Here is a 24,130-nt window from a genome sequence, read left to right as displayed (position 1 = left end):
CGAGTTTGCGTCGAGCAATTTCAGCGTCCAGACCCTCGGCGCGCCCTTTGTACGCGACCTTTCGGGCGACTACCTGCTGCGGGACTTCCCCGAGCCCGGCGATGATGCCGTGATCGAATGGCAGCAGGGCAAGCAAGGCTTCGGCGTTGTGCTTTCCGAGACCGGTGGACCGACGCCGACACCGGCTCCGACACCAACGCCGGCACCGACACCGGAGCCGACGCCTCCCGACACAGACCCCTTCAGCAGCATGAAACCCGACGATGCCTTCTGCGACCCACGAGCTTATGCGATGGAGGTCCTGGGGGGACTCGAGACTTTCGAGGTCGACAGCGTGGGGTGTAACTACCTCACGGTGAGCCAGCCCTCTCGCCTTTCCCTGCGCCAAGGCGACAAACTCTACTTGCGGCTGGTTCATTTCCCGATCACAGCCCCGACCGGTACCGAGGCCTATATGGCAATCCAAATCGGCGACCAGCCCATCTGGGAAGTCGTGATTCCCCTCCCCGCCAACACCAGCGTGGCGAATCCCGTACCCTATACTCTCTATCTCAATGGCGAGAATGGTGTGCCGGCCGAGATCCCCGTGGACTTCGATGCGCCAGCAGGCACCCCGATCTACTTCCACTTCCAGAATCACGGCGAGAACACCTACAACGTGGTGAACATCAATCGCGGATCGAGTGATATATCCCCTTCGCTCGTTGACGCGACTCGATGGGAGGTCGTCAGCCAGAACGTTCCCGTCCCGGAGGATTACACACCTCTGGAGTAGGACCTGCCCCATATCCTGCGAGAAGCGTGCCGGTGAGGGAAAACCGCTCGAGATGGTTCAGGCGTCGCAGAGGTTGCGCAGCTTGTCCATGGTCTGCACGCGCTCGGCCGTGCTGTCGCCGACCAAGCTGACGTTGAGCGAGGTCACGCCAGAATCACGATAGGCCGCGATCCGTTCGCGCACAAAGCTCTCCGGACCGATGAGCGTGGTCTCTTCGATATACGACGCGGGAACCGCCGCCGCGGCTTCCTTCTTCTTGCCCGAAAGATAGAGGTCCTGAATCAGTGCCGCCTCCTCAGGGTAGCCGCAACGAGAAAAAATGTCGTTGTAGAAGTTCTTCCCACGCGCGCCCATGCCGCCAACGTAGAGTGCGGTGCCGTGGCGTCCCGCGTTGCGCAAGGGCTCGAGGCCCTCGCCAATCCCCACCGCACCGCCGGCGTGAATGTCGAGCGGAGCGCGCGAGGGATCGCGCTTGGCGCGTCCACGCGCGAGCGCATCCCCCCAGACCACGTGCGCCTTGTCTGGGTGGTAGAAAACCGGCAGCCAGCCGTCAGCCAGCTCCGCGGTCTGCGCCACGCTGCGCGGGGCCAGAGCCGCAACCACGATGGGAATATCCTCGCGCACGGGATGGGTCAGGATCTTCAGAGGCTTGCCGAGCCCGCTTCCCTGCCCCTCGGGTAGCGGCAGGGGATAGTGCTTGCCGTCGTTGGTCACGATCTCGCGACGCCAGACCTTGCGACAGATCTCGATCACTTCGCGAATGCGAGGCACCGGGGAGTCGAAGGGGACTCCATGGAAGCCTTCGATGACCTGCGGGCCGGAGGTACCGAGCCCGAGCACCGCGCGGCCCTCGGAAAGAAAGTCAACGCCGGCAGCCGACATCGCCAGCAGACTCGGCGTGCGGGTATAGATCGGAAGGACACCTGAGGCGATCTGCACGCGCTCGGTCTTTGCCGCCAGATAACCCATCTGGCTTACCGCATCGAAGCCGTAGGGCTCCGGCACCCAGACGCTGTCGAGCCCCGCCTTTTCGAGTTCCTGAATTTCCTCGACGGCGCTGCGCATGCCGGCCGCGTAACTGAGCATTGTTCCGATCTTCATGAACCCATCCTTAGCAGACTGCGTCGGCCTATCGCATCCACGCAGGACGAGGCCGCCCGACGCGAGCCCGACGCGGTCTCGAAGCGAATCCAGCGCGAGGCCAAGGCAAGGCCAGCGCGAGGGCTATGTGCACGGACTTGCTAGTACTGACACTCGCAGACACCGGTTTGCGCGATGCAGGTCCCGCCACAGACCGAGCACGGCGCTCCGGCCGCACACGGCCCCGCCGAACAAACGCCCGCACTGCAGGTATCGGTGCGGGTACAGAGGATCCCGTCGCAGCTGGCCGCCCCATCGGGCTTGTAGGCACATGATTTTGTGCAGCAACTACTGCCGGTGCCGTTGAGATTGCCGTCGTCGCATTGCTCGGCTGCCTCGACATTGCCGTTACCGCAGACCCCCTGACTACCGATCACATAATTGCCGTCAGGGATGCGCGTGGGCAGCCCATAGGCCGGGTCGGTGAGCAGCGCCTGCAGTGTCGGGTCAGTGGAGGTGAGCAAGGCTGCCATACACGGCTCCCACTCATGACTGATGTCGTCGCAGCGCCCAGCTTGTGCGCCCAGCCATGAGGTCAGCCCCCAGTAGAAGTATTCGGCCGCATGGCAATCGTATTCGCAGGTCTCGTCGTCGTAGTGGTACCAGGCCGAGGCCGGGTATTGGTTGGGCGTGCCATTGAAATAGCCGCCCCGGGCGGTGTCCATGGCATTGCTCAGCGCACTGCCGCGCACCATCCGCAGGGCCGGATACACCGGCGCAAATCCCGCGGTATGGACCAGATGCAGGACTTCTTCCAGACTGGCATCAAAGCCGTCTGAGGGATTGGTCTCGTTGCCCAGGCAATCCTGCATGAAGCGATCGTCGAGCGCATTGGTATCAAAAATGCCCGAGGACTCCAGCTGGTTCACATTGCGAAACATCACCAATGTGGCCTTGCGGTCGACCATGGCGGCGACCACAGCAGGCTGGTCGGCCACGCCGTCTTCGTTGCCGTCGAGGTACTCGGCCATGACGCTGGCCGCGTGCAGGATCTTGGCATCGGTCACCGATGAGCTGCCCACGATCTCGACCCCGAAGACCATCACGCGCTTATTGAACCATGTGGAGAGGACATCGCTCTGCGGAATCGATTCCACCGTCAGGCTGCTGGCAAACGCGGCCTGAAGCGGTGCGAACAGGATCAGAGCCGCCAACAAAAGGAATGGTTTGATCGAGTTTGCAAATCCCATGCGCCAGCACCTACCACAGATCGAGCTTCAGATAAGCCTATTTTCGCACCGCCTGCGTCGCCTTTGGGCCCGGTTGCGGAGCCATCTAATCAGGAAAAGCCGTTTCTAACGAGAACCTGTCTCGACCACACAGTCGGTATCGATCCCGCCGGTTTGGATCGTGTTATTGCCCTCGATGATGGTGTCGGTCCCCTGGTTACAGACATCGGTGCGGTTGCCAACGATGGTATTGCCGCTCAGAGTTGTCGCTTCCGGCGCCAACAAGGCCAGCCCGGCCGCAATCGCGGCTTCCGAATAACCGCAAAACGAAGCCGCCTCATCCCAGGTGCCGCCGAACCAGAGGCAACGATCTTCGCCATCGTTCGGCAAATCAAAACGACAGGTCTGCGATCCGGAATCCCAACTTCCCGATGCCAGATCATCGCAGTCTTGTTCGGTGAAGCCTCCGGTCGTCACAACGCACACGCCACCGCTCGCATTGGTATCGTTGCTGGTCCAATACTGGCAGCTTGAGGAATCATTGCTGGTATAGAGCTTCCACTCATCGCGCCCCGAGTCATAACCGCAGTAGATCGGGCACGAGTCTCCCGGATCCGAGCCCGATGCGATCGCGACGCCTTCGCCGTGATTCCCCTGAACGTAGTTATCTGCGATCAGAGTGTTCTGGACTTTGGCCGGGCTGGAGTCCATCGACCCCACGTCCTCTCCAACGCCGAGAACGATGCCGCTCGTACCATTGCCCAGAACATAGTTGTCTCGGATTTCGTTGTTCCATGAACCCGGAGGCAGTCCCGCTTCCACGAAATCTCCGTCATTCACGCGAACGTGGATCCCGCTGTAGCTGTTGGTCCGCAGAAGGTTTCCGCGAAGGATATTGTTGCTTCCCTGCATTTCGATCCCGGCATTGTAGGAGCGATTACCGACGGACTCGACCAGATTTCCTTCGACAATAGCCCCCGTTATATCCAGGTCCATCCCCGATTCCGTACCCAGCCTCAGGACATTGTGGCGAATGATTGCCCGAAGCGAGACCTGACCACTGTTGCGGCCAAATCGAATCATCTCGCGGCTTCTCTTGCTTCCGAGAACCAGGTTGCCCTGCACAACCATGTCATCTGACGCTGTGACCTTGATCGCCCCCTCGCAGTCGAGGAGAAGGTTCTGGGTAATGACGCCATTCGCCCCTACGACATCAAGGCACTCGTAGTCGTTGGTGCCAGCGATGGCGTTGCGAGAAATCCGATAATCTTCGCCCTTCACTTCGATGCCATCGGTATTGACGAGGATATTCTCCTCCATCACAACATCATCTCCTACAATACGAATCCCGTACTCCGACGAAGCGTTGAGCAGCGCTGTCGATCGAATGGTCGTATTGTGGTTGCCGCCCACGACATCTCGCTCATTGGGGCCGGCATCATAGTCCCAGTCGCGCGGCACCGCGCTCCCGATCATCCGGCTATTGGCGCGGAAGCATATATTGGAGATCGTCGTACCGGTCACATCGGGGTTAATGGCAACACCATACAACCCGTGCCGGATGGACAGATGCGACAAAGTTGTGTCGTTTGCTTCCACGCGAATTCCACTCTCGCTTGGCGGCTCCTCGGTGCGACCGCAGCCCCGCAACTGGCAACTCTCGACCATCACGCCCGGACAGGTCGTGAGGAAGATCTTTTGCCGGGCGACTTTTGCAAGCGTCTTGATTTCTTTTTTCAGTTCCTTTCCGTTGGCGTAATTCTTCAACCAAGTTTTCGCGTCGTCGTCCTTGAGCGTAAGTGCTGCCTTGACGCCTCCGAATCCGACCCGGTTGAGAATCTTGTCCAATTCCCCCGGTACCGATCCTGTGAGGGTGAGGCCCGGCGTCTCCACGATGACGCCCTCGTTGTAGGCGCTGCCGTCGGCCTTGGGATGGATCGTGATCACATCGCCGGTCGCGGCTTCATCGACAGCTTCCTGGATCGTCGCGTAGCACGCAACGTCGGCGGGATTGACGCAAAGTTCCGCTGCGTTGGAGGGGGTCGAGAAAGCGGCGGCGAGAAACACGCCGGCGAGCGCGCAAAGAAATCCTGGTTTCCAAATCATGGGGTCGGTTCTCCGGTCGGTAGGTAGGTTGATAGGTAGGTTGCTGAGTAGGTTGCTGAGTTGGTTGAGGGGTAGACTGCCGGGTTTTCGCGCTCAGGTTCTCAGAGCGCCAACGCGATAAACCTGAATTCAAGCCAAGAAATTAGAGGAATCCCGAAATCCGTTCAAGTTGGAATTTTGGCGATTCAGGCTGTCCAGACCGAAAATCCCTCGATTACGCTGGTGTTTCCCGTGGCCGACCCATGGCAAATCCCCGCCATTGCGCTAGAGATCCCCGAAAAGGAGTCCGCAATGCTGGAAGTGAACGAATATTTTGACGGGAAGGTGAAATCGATCGCCTTCCAGACAGCCACCCTGCCCGCCACCGTCGGCGTCATGGCACCCGGAAACTACGAGTTCGACACCAGCAAGAAGGAAGTCGTCACCGTGGTCTCGGGCCTGATGACCGTAAAGCTGCCGGGCGAGGATACCTGGCAGGACTTCCAGCCCGGCGATTCGTTCACCGTGGCCGCCGGCCAGGTCTTCCACCTGCAGATCGCCGTGGATAGCGCCTACCTCTGTACTTACGAGTAAGCGGACTGCGCAACGCTGCCGCGCCGCAGCCGACTTCAAAGCCGCCTGCCAATTTGCGTCGGCAGGCGGCTGCATCGCTCAGCGCCGAATCGAGGCGCCGAAGACGATGGCTTTCGAGCCGTCAACTGCGAGCCCGGCGTATTCCCATCGGATCCGGTTCTCGCCAAGAAAAAGACCGGTCACCAAACCGGCAGAGCCACCATTGGGAGGTAATCCGATCTCGACCACCGAGCTTTTGGTGCCATCGGCATAGAGCACGCCGAGGACTGGCTCGGAGCCACCGATCTCCCCGTTGCTCCATTCGTTTGCCCCACCAAACAAGCAGCCCTGTTGCGAGTCGACCCGCAAGGTCATGCCGAGATTCTCAATCGTCGACGCGTCGCCCTGCGTGTCGACGGTAAAGGCCTCGTAGCGGCCCGATTCCCAATTTCCGAGCATGTCCGGACAGGCGTCTTCCATCTGAACGTCACCCGAACGCGATAATTTCGAGCGGAAGACAATCCCGTAATCGCCGCGAATCGCCAAGCCGGTGTAGGCCCATTCCATCTCGCCGTCGACCAGGCGCGCCCGAATCTCGGCACTGGTGCCGTCGATCGGATGCGGGCCGAGTTCTACGATCGACACAAATTCTGCGTCTTCATGGATCACGCCGGCCACTACTTCTCGGCCTCCGATCTCGCCGTTGGACCAGACGTTGTAGCCGCGAAACGTGCACCCAACCTGTTCTTCGATCTCGAGTACCATCGAGAGACCTTCAATCACGGTCTCGGCGCCCGAGGCGTCCCGGCGCAAGGCCTGATACTCACTCGAGCGCCATTCGCCCGAGATGTCCGGGCATACGGTGGAGTCCACCGTATTCTCGCGTGACAGAACTGTACGAAACACCGTCGCGATGCGGTCGTTATCGCGCAGGCCAACATAGCTCCAATCCATATGATCGCCGCGCAACTTGCCGGCAACGCGACCGGTCGTAACATCCTCGGGTGTTGTAGGTAGCTCCACAAGCGTCACGCCATCGTCGCCTTGATGGATCAGCCCGGCCACGTACTCCGCGCGACCAAACTCGCCATTGCTCCAACGATTCACAGCACGAAAGCTGCAGCCACCCTGTTCGGTGATCTCGAGCGTCATCAAGGTGTCGGGCAGCTTTCGATTCTCGCCATCGGAAGTCACCCCGAAGGCGTTGTAAGTGGATGATGACCACTCGCCCACCAGATCCGGACAATCGGGAACGGAACTCCCGCTGCAGGAGGCCAGCATCAGAGCGCAAAGCAACGGAGCCGCCTTTCGGAAATTCCCAGTCCACATTCGTGAATTCATCCAGTTCGTCATCATTTCTCCTTTGCTCCGGAAATCGCAGGCACGGCTCGGTGCTTGACCGCAAACGTGGCGACTCTTTACCAGCGACAGCCCCGAAACGCAGACAGACGGGCGACCGATGCAAACTCAAGCTACCCCGCAGCATTCACGGGGCAGCCGACATGCCCGGTCGGTCACGGACACACCTTCTTGCAACCTGGATAGATCCAACTAGGGTGCGGAAGTCGATTTTCCTGTGATCGTCCCGGTATCCCTGAATTTCTGCACCGAATGCCCACCCGCCGGAGAGCCCCTTTTTCGAGAAAGAGACCTTCATGAAGAAATTCCTCGGGACGACCGTCCTTATCGTAATCGCAGCCATCGCTATCGGTGGCATTTTCTTTCGGGAGCGGTTCGAGCGCATCTACATGGTCGCGACTCTTTTCAGTGGCGCTGAACAATATCAAAATTTCCATCGCACCAGAGAGTTTTATCCCACATCGGAAATGCTGCCGGCGGACGCACCCTACGTCTTCCCGACCGGCATAGGCCTCCAGCTTCCGGCGAGCTTTCCCTATCGGGGCAAGTCGATTTCCGTCGATGATTTTTTAAGCGAAACTGATACCGCGGCTTTGCTGGTTCTGCACGAGGGAGAAATCCAATTCGAGGAGTACTGGCTTACCGGCGGCCCCGAGACGCCGTGGCTCTCCATGTCGGTTGCCAAGAGTTTCATCTCCGCACTGGTCGGCATCGCCGTGCATGAAGGGAAAATTCAAAGCATCGAGGATCCCATCACCCGCTACGTGCCCGAGCTCAAGGCTTCGGCCTATGATGGGGTCCGGATTAAAGACATCCTGCAGATGTCTTCGGGTGCCCGTTGGAACGAAGACTACAGCGATCCGAATTCGGATATCAATCGCTTCGCGAAGATCTTTGCCTGGGGGGGATCCACGGATGAATTCACCAAGTCACTCGAGCCGGAAAACGAACCCGGCACCGTCGCTCGGTACAATTCCGCAGACACGCAGGCGCTGGGCATGCTTCTCGTCCGAGCGACCGGACAGCCCATCACCGATTATATGTCGGAGAAAATCTGGTTACCGATGGGGGCTGAGTCTTCGGGCTACTGGCTTCTGGACAACGAGAACATGGAAATGGCTTTCGCCGGACTCAATGCAACCGCGCGTGATTATGCGAAACTCGGAGAGATTTACCGGCTTGGCGGCCAGTTCAATGGCACGCAGATCGTCCCCGCCGACTGGACCCGCGCTTCGGTCACGCCAGATGCCCCACATCTGCAACCGGCCGAGGGAAATACCATGTTCGGTCTTGGCTACGGCCACCAGTGGTGGGTGCCGGCCGGCACGGAAGGCGAATTCTCAGCAATCGGTGTCTATAACCAGTTCATCTTCGTCAACCCGCTCAGGAAAACCGTGATCGTGAAACTATCCGCGAACAGTGACTACGGAGAGACTGCCAGCGAGGAGAGCTACCGGGAGCATGAGACCATCGCCCTATTCCGAGCGATCACCAAATCCATCAGCGATTGAATCCCCACCTCTCGCCCAACTCGTCCGAGCGACCGAGCTTTTCAAATCGATCTTGCCTCGCTCGTTCTAACCATTCGTCGATACAGCGACGCTGCTTGAGCCACGTAGCACTCCGTCGGCGTCGCGGAATTCAACGTAAATCCGATTCTGTGCGGCGTCGAGCGGCACAGAGCCTCGCGCTGTCACAAAAATGGAAAACGTCGGGGTCGCACCGGCGCCCATCGTCAAACTTGCCACGCTGCCCGGAGGGGAAAGGCAAACCGCTGTCAGCGGGTTCGACTCACAAATCACTACATTCAACGGCAGGTTAGCACTCGACGCGCGCGCCGTGACATTCATGGGCGAAGCCGAACCCAGATTAATCGATGCGGTGACAAAAGCCGACGCCGCCGACGAACCCGCAATTTCGAGAATCCCGTTACCACTCCCCGTCAGCGCCAGGGCCACAACATCGGGCACCGGTGCCGCGGAGGCTGAAAGCAGCAGGGTATTGATTCCCGGGTAGATGGTCGCCGCCAAGGAATTCTCGCAGTCAAAAATCAGCTCGACCTCCGTCGGTGCCACGGGTTCATCGGCCACAATTCGGAAAACCCACGTCGAGGCCCCGCCTGCCGGAATCTCGATTGCGGGGTTGGCCTCGCTGATAATCGCATTCGTTGCGGGGTCGGTCTGCCAACTCGTCAGCGTCGCAGGAATCTCGCTCCCCAAAGTCAGGGTGCAGGACTGCCCTGCGCCATCCCCGGCGTTCAAAATCGTCGCGAAGGCAGTTGCACCATCACCGACCTGAACCGAGCGGCTGGTCGGCAGGATCGACGAGACGAGCAGCGGGTTGCCCTGCGGAGGCTCTGTACCGTCGGGAAGGAGATAATTCGCAACGAGTTGGTATTCACCGCCGACGAACGAGTAGCGGGTCGCTCGCGCGGTCCAACTGCCCGGCTGCGGGGCAAAGATTTCATCGCAGGACTCAACGACGCTATCTCCCTCAGAAGAACATATGATCGTGTTCGGGTCGGCATCCCGCCAAACCTCCAGATCGAAATCAGTAAATCTCAAGTCCGATCCGTTATCCAGATAAACCGCTTGCTCGCCATTGAGAGTAACCATCAGACGTGAGGCTCCGGCAGGTACCACGAAAGAGTGTTCTTCGGAGTCGAACGAACCCTGACCGAGATCCACTAAATTCGACAACCAGTAGTTACTCTGCGCGCCTGACTCGCCCGCTTGGAGGAAAGGACCACAGGCCGCGGTTGACAGGTCCGCTGCGGACGCTGCCGCCAGGAAGGAAGCCACAGAGGCGGTTGCCGCATAATGACTCTGGCTCGGCGGCGCACAATCCCCGGCGTCGTCAGCATGGAAGGAAGCGATTCCAGCAACCTCCAGAGTACCACCCGACTCAACCAGAAGAGGTGCGCCCGAATCAGCATCACACGGTGCCGAATTATCACCTGGCTGACCCAGCGGTTCCGCGAAATCCGTACAAATCTGCGTATCTGTCGTGAAAGCACAAGCCGCGACTTCGACGTCACCCGAGCGTTTGATCCCCGGCCTGCCGAGAGCGGTCCCCGCACCCCCAACCCCGAAGCCCACAATCTCGCCAGCGGTTCCGACCGCCGGCGCAGCACCGGACGCCAAAGGCATCGGGCGAATCCCGTCCACCGGGACCCCTAATCGCAGCACCGCAACATCCGCATCGAAGTTATCTGCTGGATCGTAGTCCGGGTGAACTTCGATCGAAGAAATCACCCGTATCCCGAGGTTCGAGAAGAAAGCTCCAAACTCACTGGCGTCCGGCGCGTCGATTTCGCCCGGTTGGCAATCGGCCCCGTTTGCGATTCGGTTGATCGGATCGCAGACGCAATGAGCCGCCGTAACCGCAGTTGAGCAACCCACCAGAGTCACCGTGCACGTACCCAATCCGTCAGAAGCCGGTAGTTCAGGAGCCAGATACTCGAGCAATTGGCCGACGCCGGGGAATTCCGAACTCGGACTGCCGTTGATAATGCCAGGGGCCTCAGGCTCCGCGGCGCGCCCGACCTCCGCAAACATCAAAGAGAGGGCCAAGCCAAGGATCACCAGCGAAAATCTTCCATCCACTTTGCTCACAAAGACGGTTTATCCCAATTCCCGGGTAAACACCAAGAATTACGCCGATAAAGGCAACCTAGCGAATGCCAAAACGCTCGGCAGGCGCAGACGACATTGCGGGTGGCACATCAACCGCGAGGAGGTCCGAAGACAACCGGCATTATCGAATATGGAGGACTTTGGTATTACAAAACTCGCGAATGCCCTCGGCCGAGCTCTCTCGACCGAAACCGCTTTGTTTGATTCCGCCAAACGGCAGGCGCGGATCCGAGGAAACAAAGGTGTTTACCGCGCAAGTCCCGGCTTCGAGTTCCTCCCGAGCCAGCCGCTCTCCCTTGGCGACATCCGCCGTGAAAACTGCTGCGCCGAGACCGAAGGGAGTATCGTTGGCCATACGAACTGCGGCGGCCTCGCCATCCGCGCAAAACAGGCTGAGTACCGGACCAAAAATCTCCTCACGGTCCGCAGCAGATCCCCGCGGGATATCGCGCAAGACCGTAGCCGGGTAGAAGAATCCAGGTCCAGCCGGAATCTGCCCCCCCATCAGGCATGTCGCCCCATCCGAGACGGTGCGAGTGACCTGTTGGTGGACCGTCTCGCGAAGGTCACTCCGCGCCAGAGGGCCAAGTTTCGTGGTGCTCAATCTTGGATCACCGCAAAGATATTCCGATACCCGCTCGAGCACACGAGCCTCGAAGGCATCGTAAATCGAGTTCACGGCGATCAGGCGCTTCGGTGAAACACAGACCTGCCCCGAGACCAGCATGCGCAGGTCCACACAGCAGTCGGCTGCGTGGTCGAGATCCGCATCCTCCAGAATCAGGTACGGGTCGTTGCCCCCGAGTTCCAGAACCACCTTCTTCAAGTGACGGGCAGACTCTACCGCAACCGCCCGGCCGGCGCTTCCACTTCCTGTAATGGTCACGGCCGCGACATTCGGATCCGCGATCACCCCGGCCGCTTGCGCATCCTCGATCACCAGGGATGCGAATACATCTTCCGGGAGACCCGCATCACGAAACAAGCTCTCGATCGCCAGCCCCATACCGGTGGAGATTGGCGCGTGACTCAGGACCGCAGCATTGCCGGCCATCAAGTTCGGCGCGGTAAAGCGTGTCACCTGCCAAAGGGGAAAGTTCCACGGCATGATCGCAAAGACGACCCCGAGTGGTCGGTAGCAGACCATGCTTCGGCTCATTTCGGTCGCCACCTCGCGCGGGGATAAATCTTCTTCCGCATGAGCGGCATTATGATCAAACATCCAGGCGCTTTTCGCTACCTCGGCGCGTGCCTGCTCGATCGGCTTTCCCATCTCGTCCGTAATCAGTTCGGCGAGAACCTCCGACTGTTCGCGTATCAGCGATGCTATGCGGCCAGCGACTCGAGAGCGCTCCGCAAAACTCGATCGCGACCATTGTCGAAATGCTGCCCCGGTCCGGTCGAGCCGCGAGCGAACCTGCGCGTCTGTCATGGTCGGATATTCCGCAATCAATTCACCGGTGGCCGGGTTTTTCGTGCGAATGGACATCCTTTAAAAGGCCGCTGCAGCGGCATTATCACTAGTCGCCAGGGCGACTAGATCGCGCCCTTCTCGCGCAATTCTTCCACTTTCGACGCCGCGTATCCGAGCAGCTCGCCGTAGACGACTTCGTTGGCCGAAGCCTGCGGGAGCCCCGGGAAGCGAATCTTCACGGGCTGCCCCATCAGCCGATAGGGCACGTCCGGCATCTCGAGTTCAATCCCGGTCGAAGGGTCCTCGATCACCCGAAAAGAGCCTCGTTCCCGACAGTGCTCATCCTCATCGATACAGGCCATCGTCAAGATCGGACCCGCGGTAATTCCCTTGGTACGGAAAAGTTCGAGCGCCTCGGCTTCCGTGCGGGTCGAATGCCATTCCTGAATGATCTCGTTCAGCGCCACCCGATGCTCCGACTTGATGCGATCTGTGTTGGTGAGAAAACGAGGATCCTCGATCAATTCTTCCCGCTCCATCAGAATCGCCAAATTCTCCCAGGGCTTCTGTGCCGAACACGAAAGCGCAATCCAACGATCATCCTTGGTGCGGTAGACGCTCCTTGGTGCCGCGGCGCGCAACTCGTTGCCAATAGGCTCGGGGTTGTTCCCGGTGAGCTTGTAGCTTACGAACTCCCCGCCCAGGTATCCGAAGAGTGGCTCATAGAGCGAGATATCAATCAATTGGCCGCCCCGAACGCCACGCTCCTGCTGGATGAAAGCGAGGCTGATCGCGTAGGCCAGATGAATCCCCGTGGTCAGGTCCGCGAGCGCCATCGGCGGGCTCAAGGGGCCGCGTTCCAGACTTCCGTTCAAATAGGAAAACCCGCTATACGCCTCAGCCAAAGTCCCGAAGCCGGGTTGCTCCGCTTTCGGCCCTGTCATCCCGTAACCGGAGACTTTGCCGACGATCAGTCCCGGATTGATCTCCATCAAGGACTCGTGCGAAAGCCCCAAGCGATCCATCGCGCCCAAGCGCGTGTTCTCGATCAAGACGTCGGATTGCTTGACCAGCTCGATGAAGATCTCTTTTCCTTCCTCTGCCTTGAGGTTGATGGTGACAGGAAATTTATTGCGCCCGACGACCGAATGGTAGGGTTCGATACCAAGTTCCTTGAGCGTGCCCCACGTCCGAAGCGCGTCGGCCACGCGTGGGTTCTCGATCTTGATCACGTCCGCGCCGGCATCCCCAAGCATCGCGGCGGCATAGGGCGCGGCCATTACGGTGGACATATCGAGCACCCGCTTCCCCGCCAGGGGAAGGCCTTCGAAACACGTCTGTGCGCGTTGCGAGGAAATAAAGTCATTCAATTCAGCTTTGCTTCGGGCCATCTTCAATCATCTCCATCCAGATCTCGGGCATGCATCCGGATTCGCTCGGGGGCCTGAGGGACCGCCCATCCTACTCTGTCATGGTATCGTGAGAAGCTCGGCAAGCGACTTCACAGGCTTGTTGGATACTGTTGTTGGAATCGCAAAACCAGCCCAAAAATTGGGGTTTACGGGAAACGCGCGAAGATTCGTCAGCCAGGACTCAAAACGCGGCTGATCGGGAGGCGGTGAGGCCGACCTTCGCAGGTCTGAGCTGCGCAGGGAATGCACCTAGAGCTTGAAGAAGAGCGGCATCTGACGAGTCGTCAAAAACAGGGCTGTCAACGCCCCGAGCACCAGAAAGCACGCCATCGGCAGCAGGAAAAACCACGCCCGGCGACGACACTCGATACAAAGGCGACCCAGAGTCGACTGGCCCACGACCGTACCGAAGTGCACCGCGGCGAACGAAAAGATCAATACCGTCCGCAATCGTGGTGGCAACGAGCGCAGATTCGTCGAAAGGCCGCGGCAGGAATCACATTGTTCCTTTTTTCCGAGAGCGGGTTGGGGCATTGTTTCCTATCTGTGCCCGGCGGGATGCCCGCGGTCAACAGGCCTCTACGGCAGCCGAGCGGCAGAAGTGATCGGCAAGAGTTCGCGGGCCCACGAGTTAAAGGTCGCGAACGGTCGGCAACGAGAGAGTTCTGGGGTATCAAGAAGAGGATGAACCAGAACATTCGTTCCGTCGAAGACGCGCTGGAACACCCCGAGGTCTTTCGCGTCAGTATTTTCGGATCCGCCAGAACCACCCCCGGCGATGCCGACTATCAACTGGTCGAGGAGTTGGCCTACCAGCTGGGCAAACGCGAGATCAGCGTTGTCACGGGCGGCGGGCCAGGCCAGATGGAAGCCGCAAACAAGGGCCACGACAGGGCCGCCTCCGGCACGAACTCCATCGGCCTCACCGTGCGTCTGCCCTTCGAAACCGAGCACAACGACTTCCTCGATATGGAGCGGCACTTCCAGCGCTTCGGGAACCGCCTCGACCACTTCATGGCGCTCTCGAACGCGGTGATCATCACGGCGGGCGGCATCGGCACGGCTCTCGAGCTTTTCTACACCCTGCAGCTGACTCAGGTGAAACATATCTGTCCGATTCCGATCATCTTGCTCGACCCCATGTGGAGTGAAATTCTCCAATGGCTTCAGGGAACCGTTGTCCAACGAGGCTTTCTCTCACCTGAGGATCTGGACAATATCGTAACCGCGACCGATGCCGAGGAGGCTTTGGCAATTGTCGAGCGCGCCAAAAAAGAGTTCGACGAAGGCGATGGCGATGCCTGCATCAACTCGAAAGTGTACAAGGTCACCACGCCCACGGGTGGCAAACCGATTTGAGAAGCTGCGTTTTGTTCCGAGACCGCAGCGAGAGGAAACAACCCTGAGAATCCAACGTGGGCGAGCTTGCGCCTCTCGCAGATCATCTCTAGATCCGGAGCATCGCGATCCCGAAAATACGTCGAAACCCCAATCTTGCCACTCGCTGGACGGAAAAGTCGATGCCTACTCAGATTTCTAATGTCCCATTGCTGACTTCCGGCCGGAAATTTCGCTAAACTCGAGGCCAATGTCCCTCAAACCGTTCCCCGAGCCCTCGCGCTTCCCGGCATCCCTGCCCGGCAGCCTCAAGGGACTGCTCGCATCACTCCTGCTCTTCGCGTCGGTGATGATCTGTAACGTCCTTCAAATCGCAAGCTTCGTGTTCTTGCCTGTTTCCCGACAACTGGTCCGCAAGCTCAACCGAGAAATCGCAAACACGTGGTGGACCCTCTGCGATATATGGGCAGCCGATGGCTGCGGCATCCAGATCGAGATCACCGGCGACGACCTCCCCGCCGACGAAAACGTACTGCTGACCGCCAACCACCTTTCGGTTGCCGACATTCCGGCTCTCTTTCGACTCGCCCGCAAGAACAGACGGCTCGGCGATCTCAAATGGTACGTAAAGAATATTATCAAATATATACCCGGAATCGGCTGGGGTATGGTTTTTCTGGACTGCATCTTCCTGACGCGAGATTGGGGTCTGGACAAAGCTTCTCTCAATCGAACTTTCGGAAAATTCAAACGCGAAAATATCTCGATGTGGGTCGTATCGTTTGTCGAAGGCAGTCGGCTCAGCAAAAAAAATCTTGCCCAAAGCCAGAAGTTTGCCGAGAGCCGAGATCTGCCCAGACTCGAGCATCTGATGCTGCCACGGACCAAAGGATTCGTGGCTACGGTCATCGGACTCCGCGACCATCTCGACGCGGTTTACGACACAACGATCATGTACGAGGGCGGCGTCCCCTCTCTTTGGCAATGGGTCCGCGGAGTCGTCGGCAAGGTGCATATTCATGTGCAGCGCTACCCGATCGAACAACTACCGGAGAGCGAAACAGAACTCGAGAGTTGGATCATGGAGCGCTACCAGGAAAAGGATCTTCAACTCGGTCAGTTTTTCGCCATGGAGAAAACCGCGGATCCGCAAAGAATCTGAAGCCCCGCCATCAGCTCAAAACTCGCGCCCAAAGAGCGAGAGTCACCATCGACAAGGGAATGCCGACACCGATCATCCCCGCCACCAGCGGCGGCATCAATCCGTAGCGGATCGCGACGACAGAGGATGCAACCATCGGTGGCATTGCTGTTTCGAAAATGGCGATCGCCGAAACTCCATCGATCGAAAACCCTGCCAACTTGTAGATCAACAGGGTAATCGCTGGTGCTACCGCCAGTCGGTAAGCCAGACCTGAGGCAATCGCCTGACGATGCTCGAAGATCGCCCCCCACTGCAAGGTCGCGCCAACGCCAATCATGGCAACCGGCGTCAAGGTAGCCGCAATCGGCTGCAAGACCTGCTCGATCCATTCCGGCCGCGGAAGGCCATTGCAGGCCAGCGCCACCAACAGCGCGAGGAGCGGTGGAAACCCGAAGATGCGCTTCATCATATCGCCAGCTCCCAACTCGCTGCTGCTATAACGCGACGCGAGAAAAATACCGGCCGTGGACAGAGCCAGATACGAACCCAACGAGTCAATGACCAGAACCAGACTGATCCATTCGATCCCGAAGTACGTAATCACCATCGGAATCCCGATAAAGGATGTATTGCCCCACCCCGAAACCAGCACCAAAGCCCCGACCTTTTCGCGGCTCCAACCATATCGCGATGCCCTCGAGCGAAAGAGCAACCAGGCCAGCGCCACGCTGACCCAGGGCATCGCGGCGGCTAACAGCCATTCTCCCGTGAATTCGATACCATGGATATGCAACAAGGCCATGGCGGGCAATGCAACGTAGATCACCCACGAAAGAGCCTTTTGGGTCCGCTGCTCAGATAGAATGCCGACGCTTCGCAGAACCCAACCCACGGCCAGGCATAGAAGGATCAGAGCCATCGCGTCGCCAAACACACTTCGGAGTTCGCAGCCCGGACGCGCCTGGAGTCCCTCCGCCGCTTGCAGAGAGCGATGCTGCAAAAATTCATGACTCTACGGTGGCGATCGACCGAAGCCCGGTCAAGCAAGGGGGGTGATCGCGATGGCTCGGATATCCGGAAGACCCCTGCTAGAGAGTGTGCCAGGCCGGAAGAACATCCCTGACCGCAGTAAACGATGCAGAAATGGACCCAGCTGGGCCTCGCGCCACTACCCGATTCCGATCGCGCCTTGAGCCTTCATCAAAACGAGGATGATTTCGTGATTCGTATCACAGGTTCCGGCGAGGAACTCATGAGCACCCGACGGCATGGTTCCGAAGACGCCCTTGGCAGACTGCCTTTCGACGAGATCAAAAACTCGCAGGAGGCATCGGTTCTCATCGGTGGTCTTGGAATGGGCTTTACTCTTGCGGCAGCCCTCGACACTGCCGGGCGAGGCGCTCGAATCACCGTCGCTGAGCTACTGCCCCAGGTTATCGAATGGAATCGGGGCCCGCTCGGCGAGCGATCCGGGCGTCCTCTCGACGACCCGCGCACGATTCTGCATGCAGGCGACGTCACCGACCTTCTCCGCAAAAAGATATCCGCGTACGACGTCATTGCTCTCGACATTGACAATGGCCCCGAGGGCCTGACCTCACGAGGAAACGATTGGCTCTATTCCGCTGCGGGGATCTCCGCCACGACGGATGCCCTTCGACCCGGCGGCGTCATCGCGTATTGGGCGGCGACCTCCGACCGAATTTTCCCGGAGCGGGTCGCGCGGACCGGCGCCCGGATCGTCGAGCGATCGGTCCATGCGCATGGAAAAAAGGGCATCCGTCATACCATCTGGCTGGTAAGCCCCCTTGGGCCGGAAACGACTAGCTGATTCGGCATCTCTTGCCAGCGCCGCGAGAAAGGACGATACGGGTCAGGTGTCGGTACCCAATCATGAAAATCAGCATGCACCCGAGCGTCGAATCTGCGCGACGGACTCGCGGCACAGCCCGAGCATACCATTTGTAGCGGGGCGGTCTGCCGAAAGGTTGTCCGCGGAAGGTCCGCGCGCGGAGAGTTCGGCTGCGCGGAGGCCCCTGGCAGGAATCTTCTCGGATGGGATTCTGCTGCTGCTCTCCTTGAGCATGAGCATCGCACTGGGGGCGTGCGCCACGAAACCGCCCCTGATCGCCCATGACAATCCCGCTCGGTACACCGTGGCTCGCGATATCCAATGGGCCGCACCAGACGGCTTTGCCCTGACGATGGATATCTACACGCCCACCTCGGACCAGCCCGCCTACCCCGTATTGATGATCTTCCACGGCGGGGGTTGGTTGTTGAATGACAACTCGATCATGGATCAGGCGGCCGCATATATCGCAACCAATGCCGATTATGTCGTCTGCAACGTCAACTATCGCCTTTTGGCTGATCAGGAAAATACGGTCACGATGGACCAGATCGTTGAAGATGCCTTCGGCGCCGTTCTTTGGGCGCAAGCAAATATCTCTCGCTACCGAGGCGACCCCTCGCGATTGGCGGTCACAGGCGACAGCGCTGGCGGACATCTATCGGCCATGATCGTGAACTCGGGCGACAAACTCGATTCGCGTGGCTACTCCGAGGACACCAAGGCCTTCAACCCCTCCTACTTGCCCCCCGGGATCACCGCCGATCAGATAGCGGCAGACGGTGGCATCGAAGTTCAGGCGGCAATTCTGAGCTATGGCGGATTCGATTTGTATCGCACCAGCCTCGATGGCTACGAGGGTTGGACGAACCCATTCTGGCTATTGGCCGGGGTGCGCCCGCGTGGGCTTTTCGGTGACGGCTTCGATGCCGCTACCCACCCGGAATTGTACAAGGGCGTCTCCCCCCTCTACAATATCGCCGCGCGGCACCAACGAGCATTCCCGCCCCAATTGCTGACCGCCGGCAGCGAAGACCTGCTGGTGACGCCAGCCTCCGTCCAGGAATATCGTCGTCAATTGGAGGCTGCCGGGCATCCGACCGTCTATTGGGAATACGAGGGACGGAATCACGCCTTTCTGGACTCCGGCAGCAGCCTGCTCCTGGGCTCGAGCTTCGACCACGATGCTCCCGAAGCGCTGAACGTCATGATCAAGTTTCTCGATCAGACCTTCGCGCAGCAGCAGGCTGCGGGTCGCCAGTCACATCCTGAAACTCTTCACCCAACCAGCGGACCTTCGGAATGATATAGGCCACCCAAAGAGCCAGAGCGGTTCCTGTGAGAATCAAGGGCAACCAGAGAAAAGCCGCGGTCCAAAGAGCGATGAAGCCGGCTAATTTGAGCGGCGCGCGCCTGAGTTGCTGGACCGAGTCGAAACCGCGTCCACGAAGAAACCAGCCGTTGGCGAGCAGCAGAGAGACGAATATTGGCCAGGGCACGCCCTTGCCGTCCAGCGGAGGCGCCTTATCAAGCTCTGCGTCTCGATCTCGGACGGGCGCTCCCAACACAGCTTCGATACTCGACCACACGTGCTCGGGCGTCGGCCGCCCCATCGCGCCGCCCATATTGGAACGCGTCGGCACCCCCCTCCACCGATAGAGGACGCGACCATCCCCACGCAGAGCAAGCACGCCAGGCTGCAGATATCCCTTGGGGTGAGTCGGCTCCCAGTCCAGTCCCTCACCGAGACTCGCCTGGAGGAACCCGAGGCGCTCATTCACCAGGAGGTCGAGCCAATCGTTGGCGCGGCACTGTTTGACAATCTCGTGGTGTGGATCACCAAGAGTTTCGAAGTCCAGCCCCCACGCCTCCTGCGCTCGATTCGCCAACGACTGTGGCTCGCTCGAGATCGCGTAGATCGCACCTCCGGCGGCCCGCACTCGATCCGCCACACCAGCATTCATATAGCCCCGCAACTCGGCGCGACACGGTGGTCACCAAAAACCTCGATAGAATAGTAAAAGAACGAATGCCTGCTCGCCCAATGCGCGGTCCAGCCAGGCGCGGCGCGGCCCCGGAGGCGGATCGAGTTCCGCAATCACCTTCCCATCCGCCGGTGCAAATGCCTCGGATTCGGCAGACTCGACCGCGAAGCCATTGTCGCTCCTCGTCACACGGAAGGTGCGCTGCTCGCAGCTTGTCCCGCTGCACAAAACCAGATGAAGCAGGCGGGTCGCTCCAGCGTTCAGGGGGACTTCGGGGTCCACAATACCGGTCACCGAGTAGGGAGACCTTTGCGTCTTGTTGAACCAGGCAAGCGCTGCCTCTGTCTCGGGCCGCAGCGCCGCCGGGATTTCCTCCTGAACCATCATCGCTCGACATCCTGACTCATGGGCGCCTGACCAGTCGTGAGGCCGGAACGTAATCGACCCCGAGCAAGGCGTCCAGCGGAGGCGAAGATCCATCGCACTGTTTGCCAGAAAAACAGTTCATCCCACCTTGGCCCGGTACTGCAGGGGTAGCGACTCGAGTCGGTTCACCATCACATGAGGCATCCAGCGCGGCTCTTCGCTGAGCTCGATCTCTTCGCATTCGGTGACAAAGATCTGCATGGCTTCCTGGATCTCGGCACGAGCCAAAGCCTGACCGAGACAAAAATGTTCGCCCATACTGAAACTCAGAGACCAATTGCGGGGATCACGCGTAATATCGAAGCGGTCTGGCTCCTCCCAACGCTCCGGATCGCGGTTTGGTCCGCCAATAAGAATGCTGATCGGCTCGCCCTCCGTAAACTCCAGACCATAAGCTCGGTGTGCACGAGTTGCCCTTTTTCCGGCGGCGTAAAAACCCGGTCGGTGTCGCAGCACTTCCTCGGCAGCACTCTGTTTCCAGCGATCCGGATCGGAACGAAGCAAATCGGCCTGATCGGGATGTCGGGCCAGCTCGTACAGGCCGCTGCTGATCACGCTGGCCGTTGTTTCGATGGCCCCGCCAAAAATATTCGTAAACAGGACGATCAGTTCCTCGTGACTCAGGCGGTCCCCGGCCTCCTCGGCCTGGACCAGATCCGTCAAAAGATCCTCCTGTGGCTCGCTACGACGCGCCTCATACAACTCACCCACAAACGTCATCATCGCGGCAAAAGCCGCGTTCGCGTTGTCGCGAATCTCCTGAGTGACTTTGGGACCGAAAGCATCGGCCGATCCCTTGCCCATGATTTCGGCAACGGCGATTGCCTCGTCCAGCTGAATACCCAGAAAATCCGTGATCGTCAGGAACGGCAGCCGTTGGGCGAACGCGGAGCGAACCTCGATCACACCATGGGTGTGCGAGCCCTGAAGAAGGTTCCGAGCATGCTCGCGGATCTTGGGCCGCATCCCATCGACCGAACGATGCGTCAGCGCCCGACTCACCAAGGAACGGATTCGTCGGTGGTTTTCTCCGTTCAAGGCCCCGATGGAGTGGCGTCGCCACTCGTAGAGAGGGTCCCCCTCGCAAAACCCACGGCGCTCGATGAACTCCAAACCCTCATTCTCGAATCGGTCGCTCTTCAGGATGTCCTCAGCATCATTCCAGCGAAGGATTGCCTTGAGCCCTTCGCTGGTCACACCGGTGCGATGCTCGTCCCGGACCGCGGCAAGATTCGGGTAGGGATCCTGCCACCAGGAATCTTCTCCGGTGAATATCGTATTTGTTTCCCTCTGCATCAGAGCTCCTCTGGGCGCGGGCGACTCATGAACAGCTCAGGCGTATCCGATCGAGATGCTCCCGAGCCCTCTGCCGTTCTTGCACTTCCCGCAGCTGGACCCAAGAGATTCGGGCAGAGCTTCCCGAAATACCGAGAACCGCATCCACCACGGGAGCGGCTCCCACAGGATCGGGCACATGCTTCAAAAGGGGTGCTTTCAAGATGCTGAAACCACCAAATCTTCGGAAAAGTCTATCGTGGATGGCCTCGTCCGCTCCGGAAATTCGAGAGTCTCAGTAACGCGATTGGAATCGATCATCATCGTTGCGGGCACCAGCAACAGAGACCGAGGTCGACCAACAAGCCGAGGTCGAACTCCTTAATTGCGCCTCCAACCGCGCCGTTTGCGAAAACGGCAGAGCAATCTGCGGTAGTTGCTCGCCGCCGGCTTTCAGCTTCAGTTTGCCCTTGTTCGCAAGACCCGGCTTGAGCAGCAACTGTTGAAGGCCATTGCTCGAGCCGTCACGGTCTCGATAGATGAGTTTCTTCTCGCCCCGCGCTTTCCAGCATGGCCGTCCGCCACAGAATTCTTCGCGGGAAGGCCTCAGCGACGCTGCCAAAACAGTCGAATCCTGGTCCTCCACGTATAAGCAGAGTGCCAACTCGTCGCCTCCGGCCACCGGATCCCCAAAGTCACTGAAGGCGACCTCAGGACCTTTCTTCCATTCCCACAAAATCTGGTCCCGGGCGGCTCCTTCGCGGTCGCGGATATCGAGCCGTCCGGCGCCCGCCGCCATGCAGGTATCCGCAGGCACGGCATTGCCGACGCAAACACCCGCAGCATCGCAGCGGTCCTCAGGTGTGCAAAGGTCCTGATCATCACAAAAGGATTGGGCGGCGGCAAAAGCGCACGCCGAGGTGCAGCAATCTCCGTCGAGCAGATTCCCGTCATCGCACTGCTCTGCGCCACAGACGATACCGTTCCCGCACGTCGTTGAGAGTCGACAATCTCGGTCGCAACCATCGCAATTGTCCGGATTGCCGTCGTCACATTCCTCTCCAGGGTCCGAAACGCCGTTGCCACAAAGTTCACAGATCTTCATGAACCCGAAGTTGTTCGGCTCGACATCTCCGGCCGAATCGGAGTCCGTGTAGACCATGTAGCAGCCGTCGTCAGTCAGCGAGAGGAACTCTCCGGCGTTATTGCCCTGATCGGCACCGTCCCCGAACACCGTTTCGCTTTCGACTTCTCCCATGGCGTCGGTCCGAATGAGATAGACTTTCCACTCATCCGATGGCCCTGACGGATGTCCCGATTCGCTATATCGGTACTCGTCGCCGCTGGCGCCGGCTAATAGAAAGCCACCGTCTGCGAGGGAACGCACGCCGTAGCACTCATCGTGGATATAGGCCGGATTATAGCCGCGGGGCTGACCAAATCGCTTGGTCCAGAGAGTCTCGCCTCCAGGTCCGATTCGCAACATCACACAGTCCCAATTCGTGGCACCCAAACCCGTCGTGTGGCCCCCGAGGACAAATCCGCCATCGCCGGTGAGGTCGAAATCGAAAATATCCATATGATTCCCACCGCCAAAGGTTTCGTCCCATTGGACAACGCCTGCGGAATTCGTACGAATCACTTTTGGCTGAAGGACATCTCGACCTTGCTGAAACGTCCATGCGGTGGAGAGGATCGCGAAACCACCACCAGACTCCTGGCGCACCTTGGTTCCTTGCAATCCGTCGAGGTTCCGATCCCAGATCGAACGCCCGTCCCCATGAGTTTTGAGCAAGAACGCCTGTGCTTCGGCAATGAAAAGGTACCCAGCTTCCTCGGCGGCGGTATAACCGGTCGCAATCAGCGACCCGTCATCGAGCACCTCGATACCCCGCACGGCCCCCGACCCGCTTCCCGAATAGGTGCGCTCCCAGAGAACCGAACCACTCGCCGACAACCCGACCAGCGCCCTCTTCTGCCGACCACCGGACCATAGTCCGCCTCCGGCGACGAAGCCTTCCGCAGTTTCGGCGATCGCTACGCCTAAATCCATTTGCCCCGAGGTGCCCACCTGCGTCTGCCACTGCTCGTTGCCGTCCGCATCGACCTTGATCACCAGCATATCCGTCGAACCTTCCAGTTGCTGGGACTCGTGGGTATGGCCGATCGCAATATAACCCCCGTCAGAGGTCGGATGCCCCTCGTGGACATGCTCCTCGAAATTCGTGCCGAGGCCAACATGCCATTGGACCTCCGGTTCACCTGCGAGAGCCCACCCGGCACTCAGAGTTGAAAGGGTCACTGCCAAAACAGCCGTCAAAGGTCGGAAAACAAAAAAGGTCACATTTTCATCCCTACCCTAACGGCACAAACGAGCAACGAACATTCCGCCGAGCGATCCTTGGCGATTTTCGCCCCCCTCGCAGCGGATTCGGACTTGAGAATTCCGTGCAGGCACGAATCCGGCAGACGGGATACCAAGGGGCTTCCGATTGATTACGCGAACCTCAGAGGCCCCCCAGCAGAGTATCTCGAAATGACCTCCGAA

The 24,130-nt window shown here is 59.3% G+C and carries 20 protein-coding genes; 7 read left to right on the top strand and 13 right to left on the bottom strand.

Annotated elements, in window-relative coordinates; all coding sequences use genetic code 11:
• Window positions 1–775, top strand: a 775-nt coding sequence (locus P8K07_17790; GenBank protein MDG1960376.1) for a hypothetical protein, incomplete at its 5' end; no start/stop codon positions are given.
• Window positions 776–832: 57 nt separating this feature from the next.
• On the opposite strand, the gene P8K07_17785 is transcribed toward P8K07_17790, so the two are convergent.
• The 3 genes from P8K07_17785 to P8K07_17775 form a co-directional block, all read right to left on the bottom strand.
• Window positions 833–1,876, bottom strand: a complete 1,044-nt coding sequence (locus tag P8K07_17785) for an LLM class F420-dependent oxidoreductase (protein ID MDG1960375.1) — start codon at window positions 1,874–1,876, stop codon at window positions 833–835.
• 140 nt (window positions 1,877–2,016) lie between these two features.
• Window positions 2,017–3,105 (bottom strand): hypothetical protein, encoded by a 1,089-nt coding sequence (locus tag P8K07_17780; GenBank protein MDG1960374.1) that lies wholly within the window; start codon window positions 3,103–3,105, stop codon window positions 2,017–2,019.
• Between the two features lie 105 nt (window positions 3,106–3,210).
• Window positions 3,211–5,190 carry a right-handed parallel beta-helix repeat-containing protein gene (locus tag P8K07_17775; GenBank protein ID MDG1960373.1) on the bottom strand — a complete coding sequence of 660 codons (1,980 nt, stop codon included), beginning with the start codon at window positions 5,188–5,190 and terminating at the stop codon, window positions 3,211–3,213.
• 291 nt (window positions 5,191–5,481) lie between these two features.
• Between P8K07_17775 and P8K07_17770 the strand changes: the two genes are divergently transcribed.
• Window positions 5,482–5,763 carry a pyrimidine/purine nucleoside phosphorylase gene (locus P8K07_17770; protein MDG1960372.1) on the top strand — a complete coding sequence of 94 codons (282 nt, stop codon included), beginning with the start codon at window positions 5,482–5,484 and terminating at the stop codon, window positions 5,761–5,763.
• 78 nt (window positions 5,764–5,841) lie between these two features.
• On the opposite strand, the gene P8K07_17765 is transcribed toward P8K07_17770, so the two are convergent.
• Window positions 5,842–7,098 carry a hypothetical protein gene (locus P8K07_17765; GenBank protein ID MDG1960371.1) on the bottom strand — a complete coding sequence of 419 codons (1,257 nt, stop codon included), beginning with the start codon at window positions 7,096–7,098 and terminating at the stop codon, window positions 5,842–5,844.
• Window positions 7,099–7,397: 299 nt separating this feature from the next.
• Here P8K07_17765 and P8K07_17760 point away from each other — a divergent pair, with 299 nt between their 5' ends.
• Entirely contained in the window at window positions 7,398–8,612 is a 1,215-nt protein-coding gene (locus tag P8K07_17760; protein ID MDG1960370.1) for a serine hydrolase, read from the top strand.
• Window positions 8,613–8,678: 66 nt separating this feature from the next.
• On the opposite strand, the gene P8K07_17755 is transcribed toward P8K07_17760, so the two are convergent.
• The 4 genes from P8K07_17755 to P8K07_17740 form a co-directional block, all read right to left on the bottom strand.
• The gene (locus P8K07_17755; protein ID MDG1960369.1) at window positions 8,679–10,715 is read right to left on the bottom strand and encodes a trypsin-like serine protease; all 2,037 of its coding nucleotides are present in this window, start codon (window positions 10,713–10,715) and stop codon (window positions 8,679–8,681) included.
• 142 nt (window positions 10,716–10,857) lie between these two features.
• Entirely contained in the window at window positions 10,858–12,225 is a 1,368-nt protein-coding gene (locus P8K07_17750) for an NAD-dependent succinate-semialdehyde dehydrogenase (protein ID MDG1960368.1), read from the bottom strand.
• Window positions 12,226–12,272: 47 nt separating this feature from the next.
• A complete protein-coding gene (locus P8K07_17745; protein MDG1960367.1) occupies window positions 12,273–13,541 on the bottom strand; it encodes a CoA transferase in 1,269 nt (422 codons plus the stop codon).
• 270 nt (window positions 13,542–13,811) lie between these two features.
• Window positions 13,812–14,096 carry a hypothetical protein gene (locus P8K07_17740; GenBank protein ID MDG1960366.1) on the bottom strand — a complete coding sequence of 95 codons (285 nt, stop codon included), beginning with the start codon at window positions 14,094–14,096 and terminating at the stop codon, window positions 13,812–13,814.
• 150 nt (window positions 14,097–14,246) lie between these two features.
• On the opposite strand from P8K07_17740, the gene P8K07_17735 reads away from it, so the two are divergent.
• Together P8K07_17735 and P8K07_17730 are read left to right on the top strand one after the other, a co-directional pair.
• Window positions 14,247–14,921, top strand: coding sequence for an LOG family protein (locus tag P8K07_17735; GenBank protein ID MDG1960365.1), 675 nt, complete (start codon window positions 14,247–14,249; stop codon window positions 14,919–14,921).
• Window positions 14,922–15,150: 229 nt separating this feature from the next.
• Complete coding sequence (locus tag P8K07_17730) at window positions 15,151–16,062, top strand: lysophospholipid acyltransferase family protein (protein ID MDG1960364.1); 912 nt, start codon at window positions 15,151–15,153, stop codon at window positions 16,060–16,062.
• A gap of 10 nt (window positions 16,063–16,072) precedes the next feature.
• Here P8K07_17730 and P8K07_17725 read toward each other — a convergent pair whose 3' ends face one another.
• A complete protein-coding gene (locus tag P8K07_17725; GenBank protein ID MDG1960363.1) occupies window positions 16,073–16,978 on the bottom strand; it encodes an AEC family transporter in 906 nt (301 codons plus the stop codon).
• A 201-nt stretch (window positions 16,979–17,179) separates the two neighbouring features.
• Between P8K07_17725 and P8K07_17720 the strand changes: the two genes are divergently transcribed.
• Together P8K07_17720 and P8K07_17715 are read left to right on the top strand one after the other, a co-directional pair.
• Entirely contained in the window at window positions 17,180–17,875 is a 696-nt protein-coding gene (locus tag P8K07_17720; GenBank protein MDG1960362.1) for a hypothetical protein, read from the top strand.
• A 253-nt stretch (window positions 17,876–18,128) separates the two neighbouring features.
• Window positions 18,129–19,202, top strand: coding sequence for an alpha/beta hydrolase (locus tag P8K07_17715; protein ID MDG1960361.1), 1,074 nt, complete (start codon window positions 18,129–18,131; stop codon window positions 19,200–19,202).
• Here the strand turns inward: P8K07_17715 and P8K07_17710 are convergent.
• The 4 genes from P8K07_17710 to P8K07_17695 form a co-directional block, all read right to left on the bottom strand.
• A complete protein-coding gene (locus P8K07_17710; GenBank protein ID MDG1960360.1) occupies window positions 19,108–19,848 on the bottom strand; it encodes a hypothetical protein in 741 nt (246 codons plus the stop codon). The two genes, P8K07_17715 and P8K07_17710, sit on opposite strands and share 95 nt — an antisense overlap.
• Window positions 19,849–19,890: 42 nt before the next feature.
• Window positions 19,891–20,268, bottom strand: coding sequence for a hypothetical protein (locus P8K07_17705; protein MDG1960359.1), 378 nt, complete (start codon window positions 20,266–20,268; stop codon window positions 19,891–19,893).
• A 117-nt stretch (window positions 20,269–20,385) separates the two neighbouring features.
• The gene (locus P8K07_17700) at window positions 20,386–21,603 is read right to left on the bottom strand and encodes a cytochrome P450 (protein ID MDG1960358.1); all 1,218 of its coding nucleotides are present in this window, start codon (window positions 21,601–21,603) and stop codon (window positions 20,386–20,388) included.
• 274 nt (window positions 21,604–21,877) lie between these two features.
• The gene (locus P8K07_17695) at window positions 21,878–23,926 is read right to left on the bottom strand and encodes a hypothetical protein (protein ID MDG1960357.1); all 2,049 of its coding nucleotides are present in this window, start codon (window positions 23,924–23,926) and stop codon (window positions 21,878–21,880) included.
• Between the last annotated feature and the right edge of the window lie 204 nt (window positions 23,927–24,130).

Source organism: Candidatus Binatia bacterium (assembly GCA_029248525.1).
GTDB lineage: Bacteria > Desulfobacterota > Binatia > UBA12015 > UBA12015 > UBA12015.
This window is presented reverse-complemented; position numbering and strand designations above follow the sequence as displayed.

What these genes read in the sequence shown, in the direction of transcription:
- P8K07_17700 (MDG1960358.1), bottom strand. Translation starts at nt 21,603, where the DNA reads ATGCAGAGGGAAACAAATACGATATTCACCGGAGAAGATTCCTGGTGG.
- P8K07_17705 (MDG1960359.1), bottom strand. Translation starts at nt 20,268, where the DNA reads ATGATGGTTCAGGAGGAAATCCCGGCGGCGCTGCGGCCCGAGACAGAG.
- P8K07_17780 (MDG1960374.1), bottom strand. Translation starts at nt 3,105, where the DNA reads ATGGGATTTGCAAACTCGATCAAACCATTCCTTTTGTTGGCGGCTCTG.
- P8K07_17775 (MDG1960373.1), bottom strand. Translation starts at nt 5,190, where the DNA reads ATGATTTGGAAACCAGGATTTCTTTGCGCGCTCGCCGGCGTGTTTCTC.
- P8K07_17750 (MDG1960368.1), bottom strand. Translation starts at nt 12,225, where the DNA reads ATGTCCATTCGCACGAAAAACCCGGCCACCGGTGAATTGATTGCGGAA.
- P8K07_17730 (MDG1960364.1), top strand. Translation starts at nt 15,151, where the DNA reads ATGTCCCTCAAACCGTTCCCCGAGCCCTCGCGCTTCCCGGCATCCCTG.
- P8K07_17765 (MDG1960371.1), bottom strand. Translation starts at nt 7,098, where the DNA reads ATGATGACGAACTGGATGAATTCACGAATGTGGACTGGGAATTTCCGA.
- P8K07_17760 (MDG1960370.1), top strand. Translation starts at nt 7,398, where the DNA reads ATGAAGAAATTCCTCGGGACGACCGTCCTTATCGTAATCGCAGCCATC.
- P8K07_17715 (MDG1960361.1), top strand. Translation starts at nt 18,129, where the DNA reads ATGAGCATCGCACTGGGGGCGTGCGCCACGAAACCGCCCCTGATCGCC.
- P8K07_17720 (MDG1960362.1), top strand. Translation starts at nt 17,180, where the DNA reads ATGCAGAAATGGACCCAGCTGGGCCTCGCGCCACTACCCGATTCCGAT.
- P8K07_17735 (MDG1960365.1), top strand. Translation starts at nt 14,247, where the DNA reads ATGAACCAGAACATTCGTTCCGTCGAAGACGCGCTGGAACACCCCGAG.
- P8K07_17745 (MDG1960367.1), bottom strand. Translation starts at nt 13,541, where the DNA reads ATGGCCCGAAGCAAAGCTGAATTGAATGACTTTATTTCCTCGCAACGC.
- P8K07_17740 (MDG1960366.1), bottom strand. Translation starts at nt 14,096, where the DNA reads ATGCCCCAACCCGCTCTCGGAAAAAAGGAACAATGTGATTCCTGCCGC.
- P8K07_17770 (MDG1960372.1), top strand. Translation starts at nt 5,482, where the DNA reads ATGCTGGAAGTGAACGAATATTTTGACGGGAAGGTGAAATCGATCGCC.
- P8K07_17785 (MDG1960375.1), bottom strand. Translation starts at nt 1,876, where the DNA reads ATGAAGATCGGAACAATGCTCAGTTACGCGGCCGGCATGCGCAGCGCC.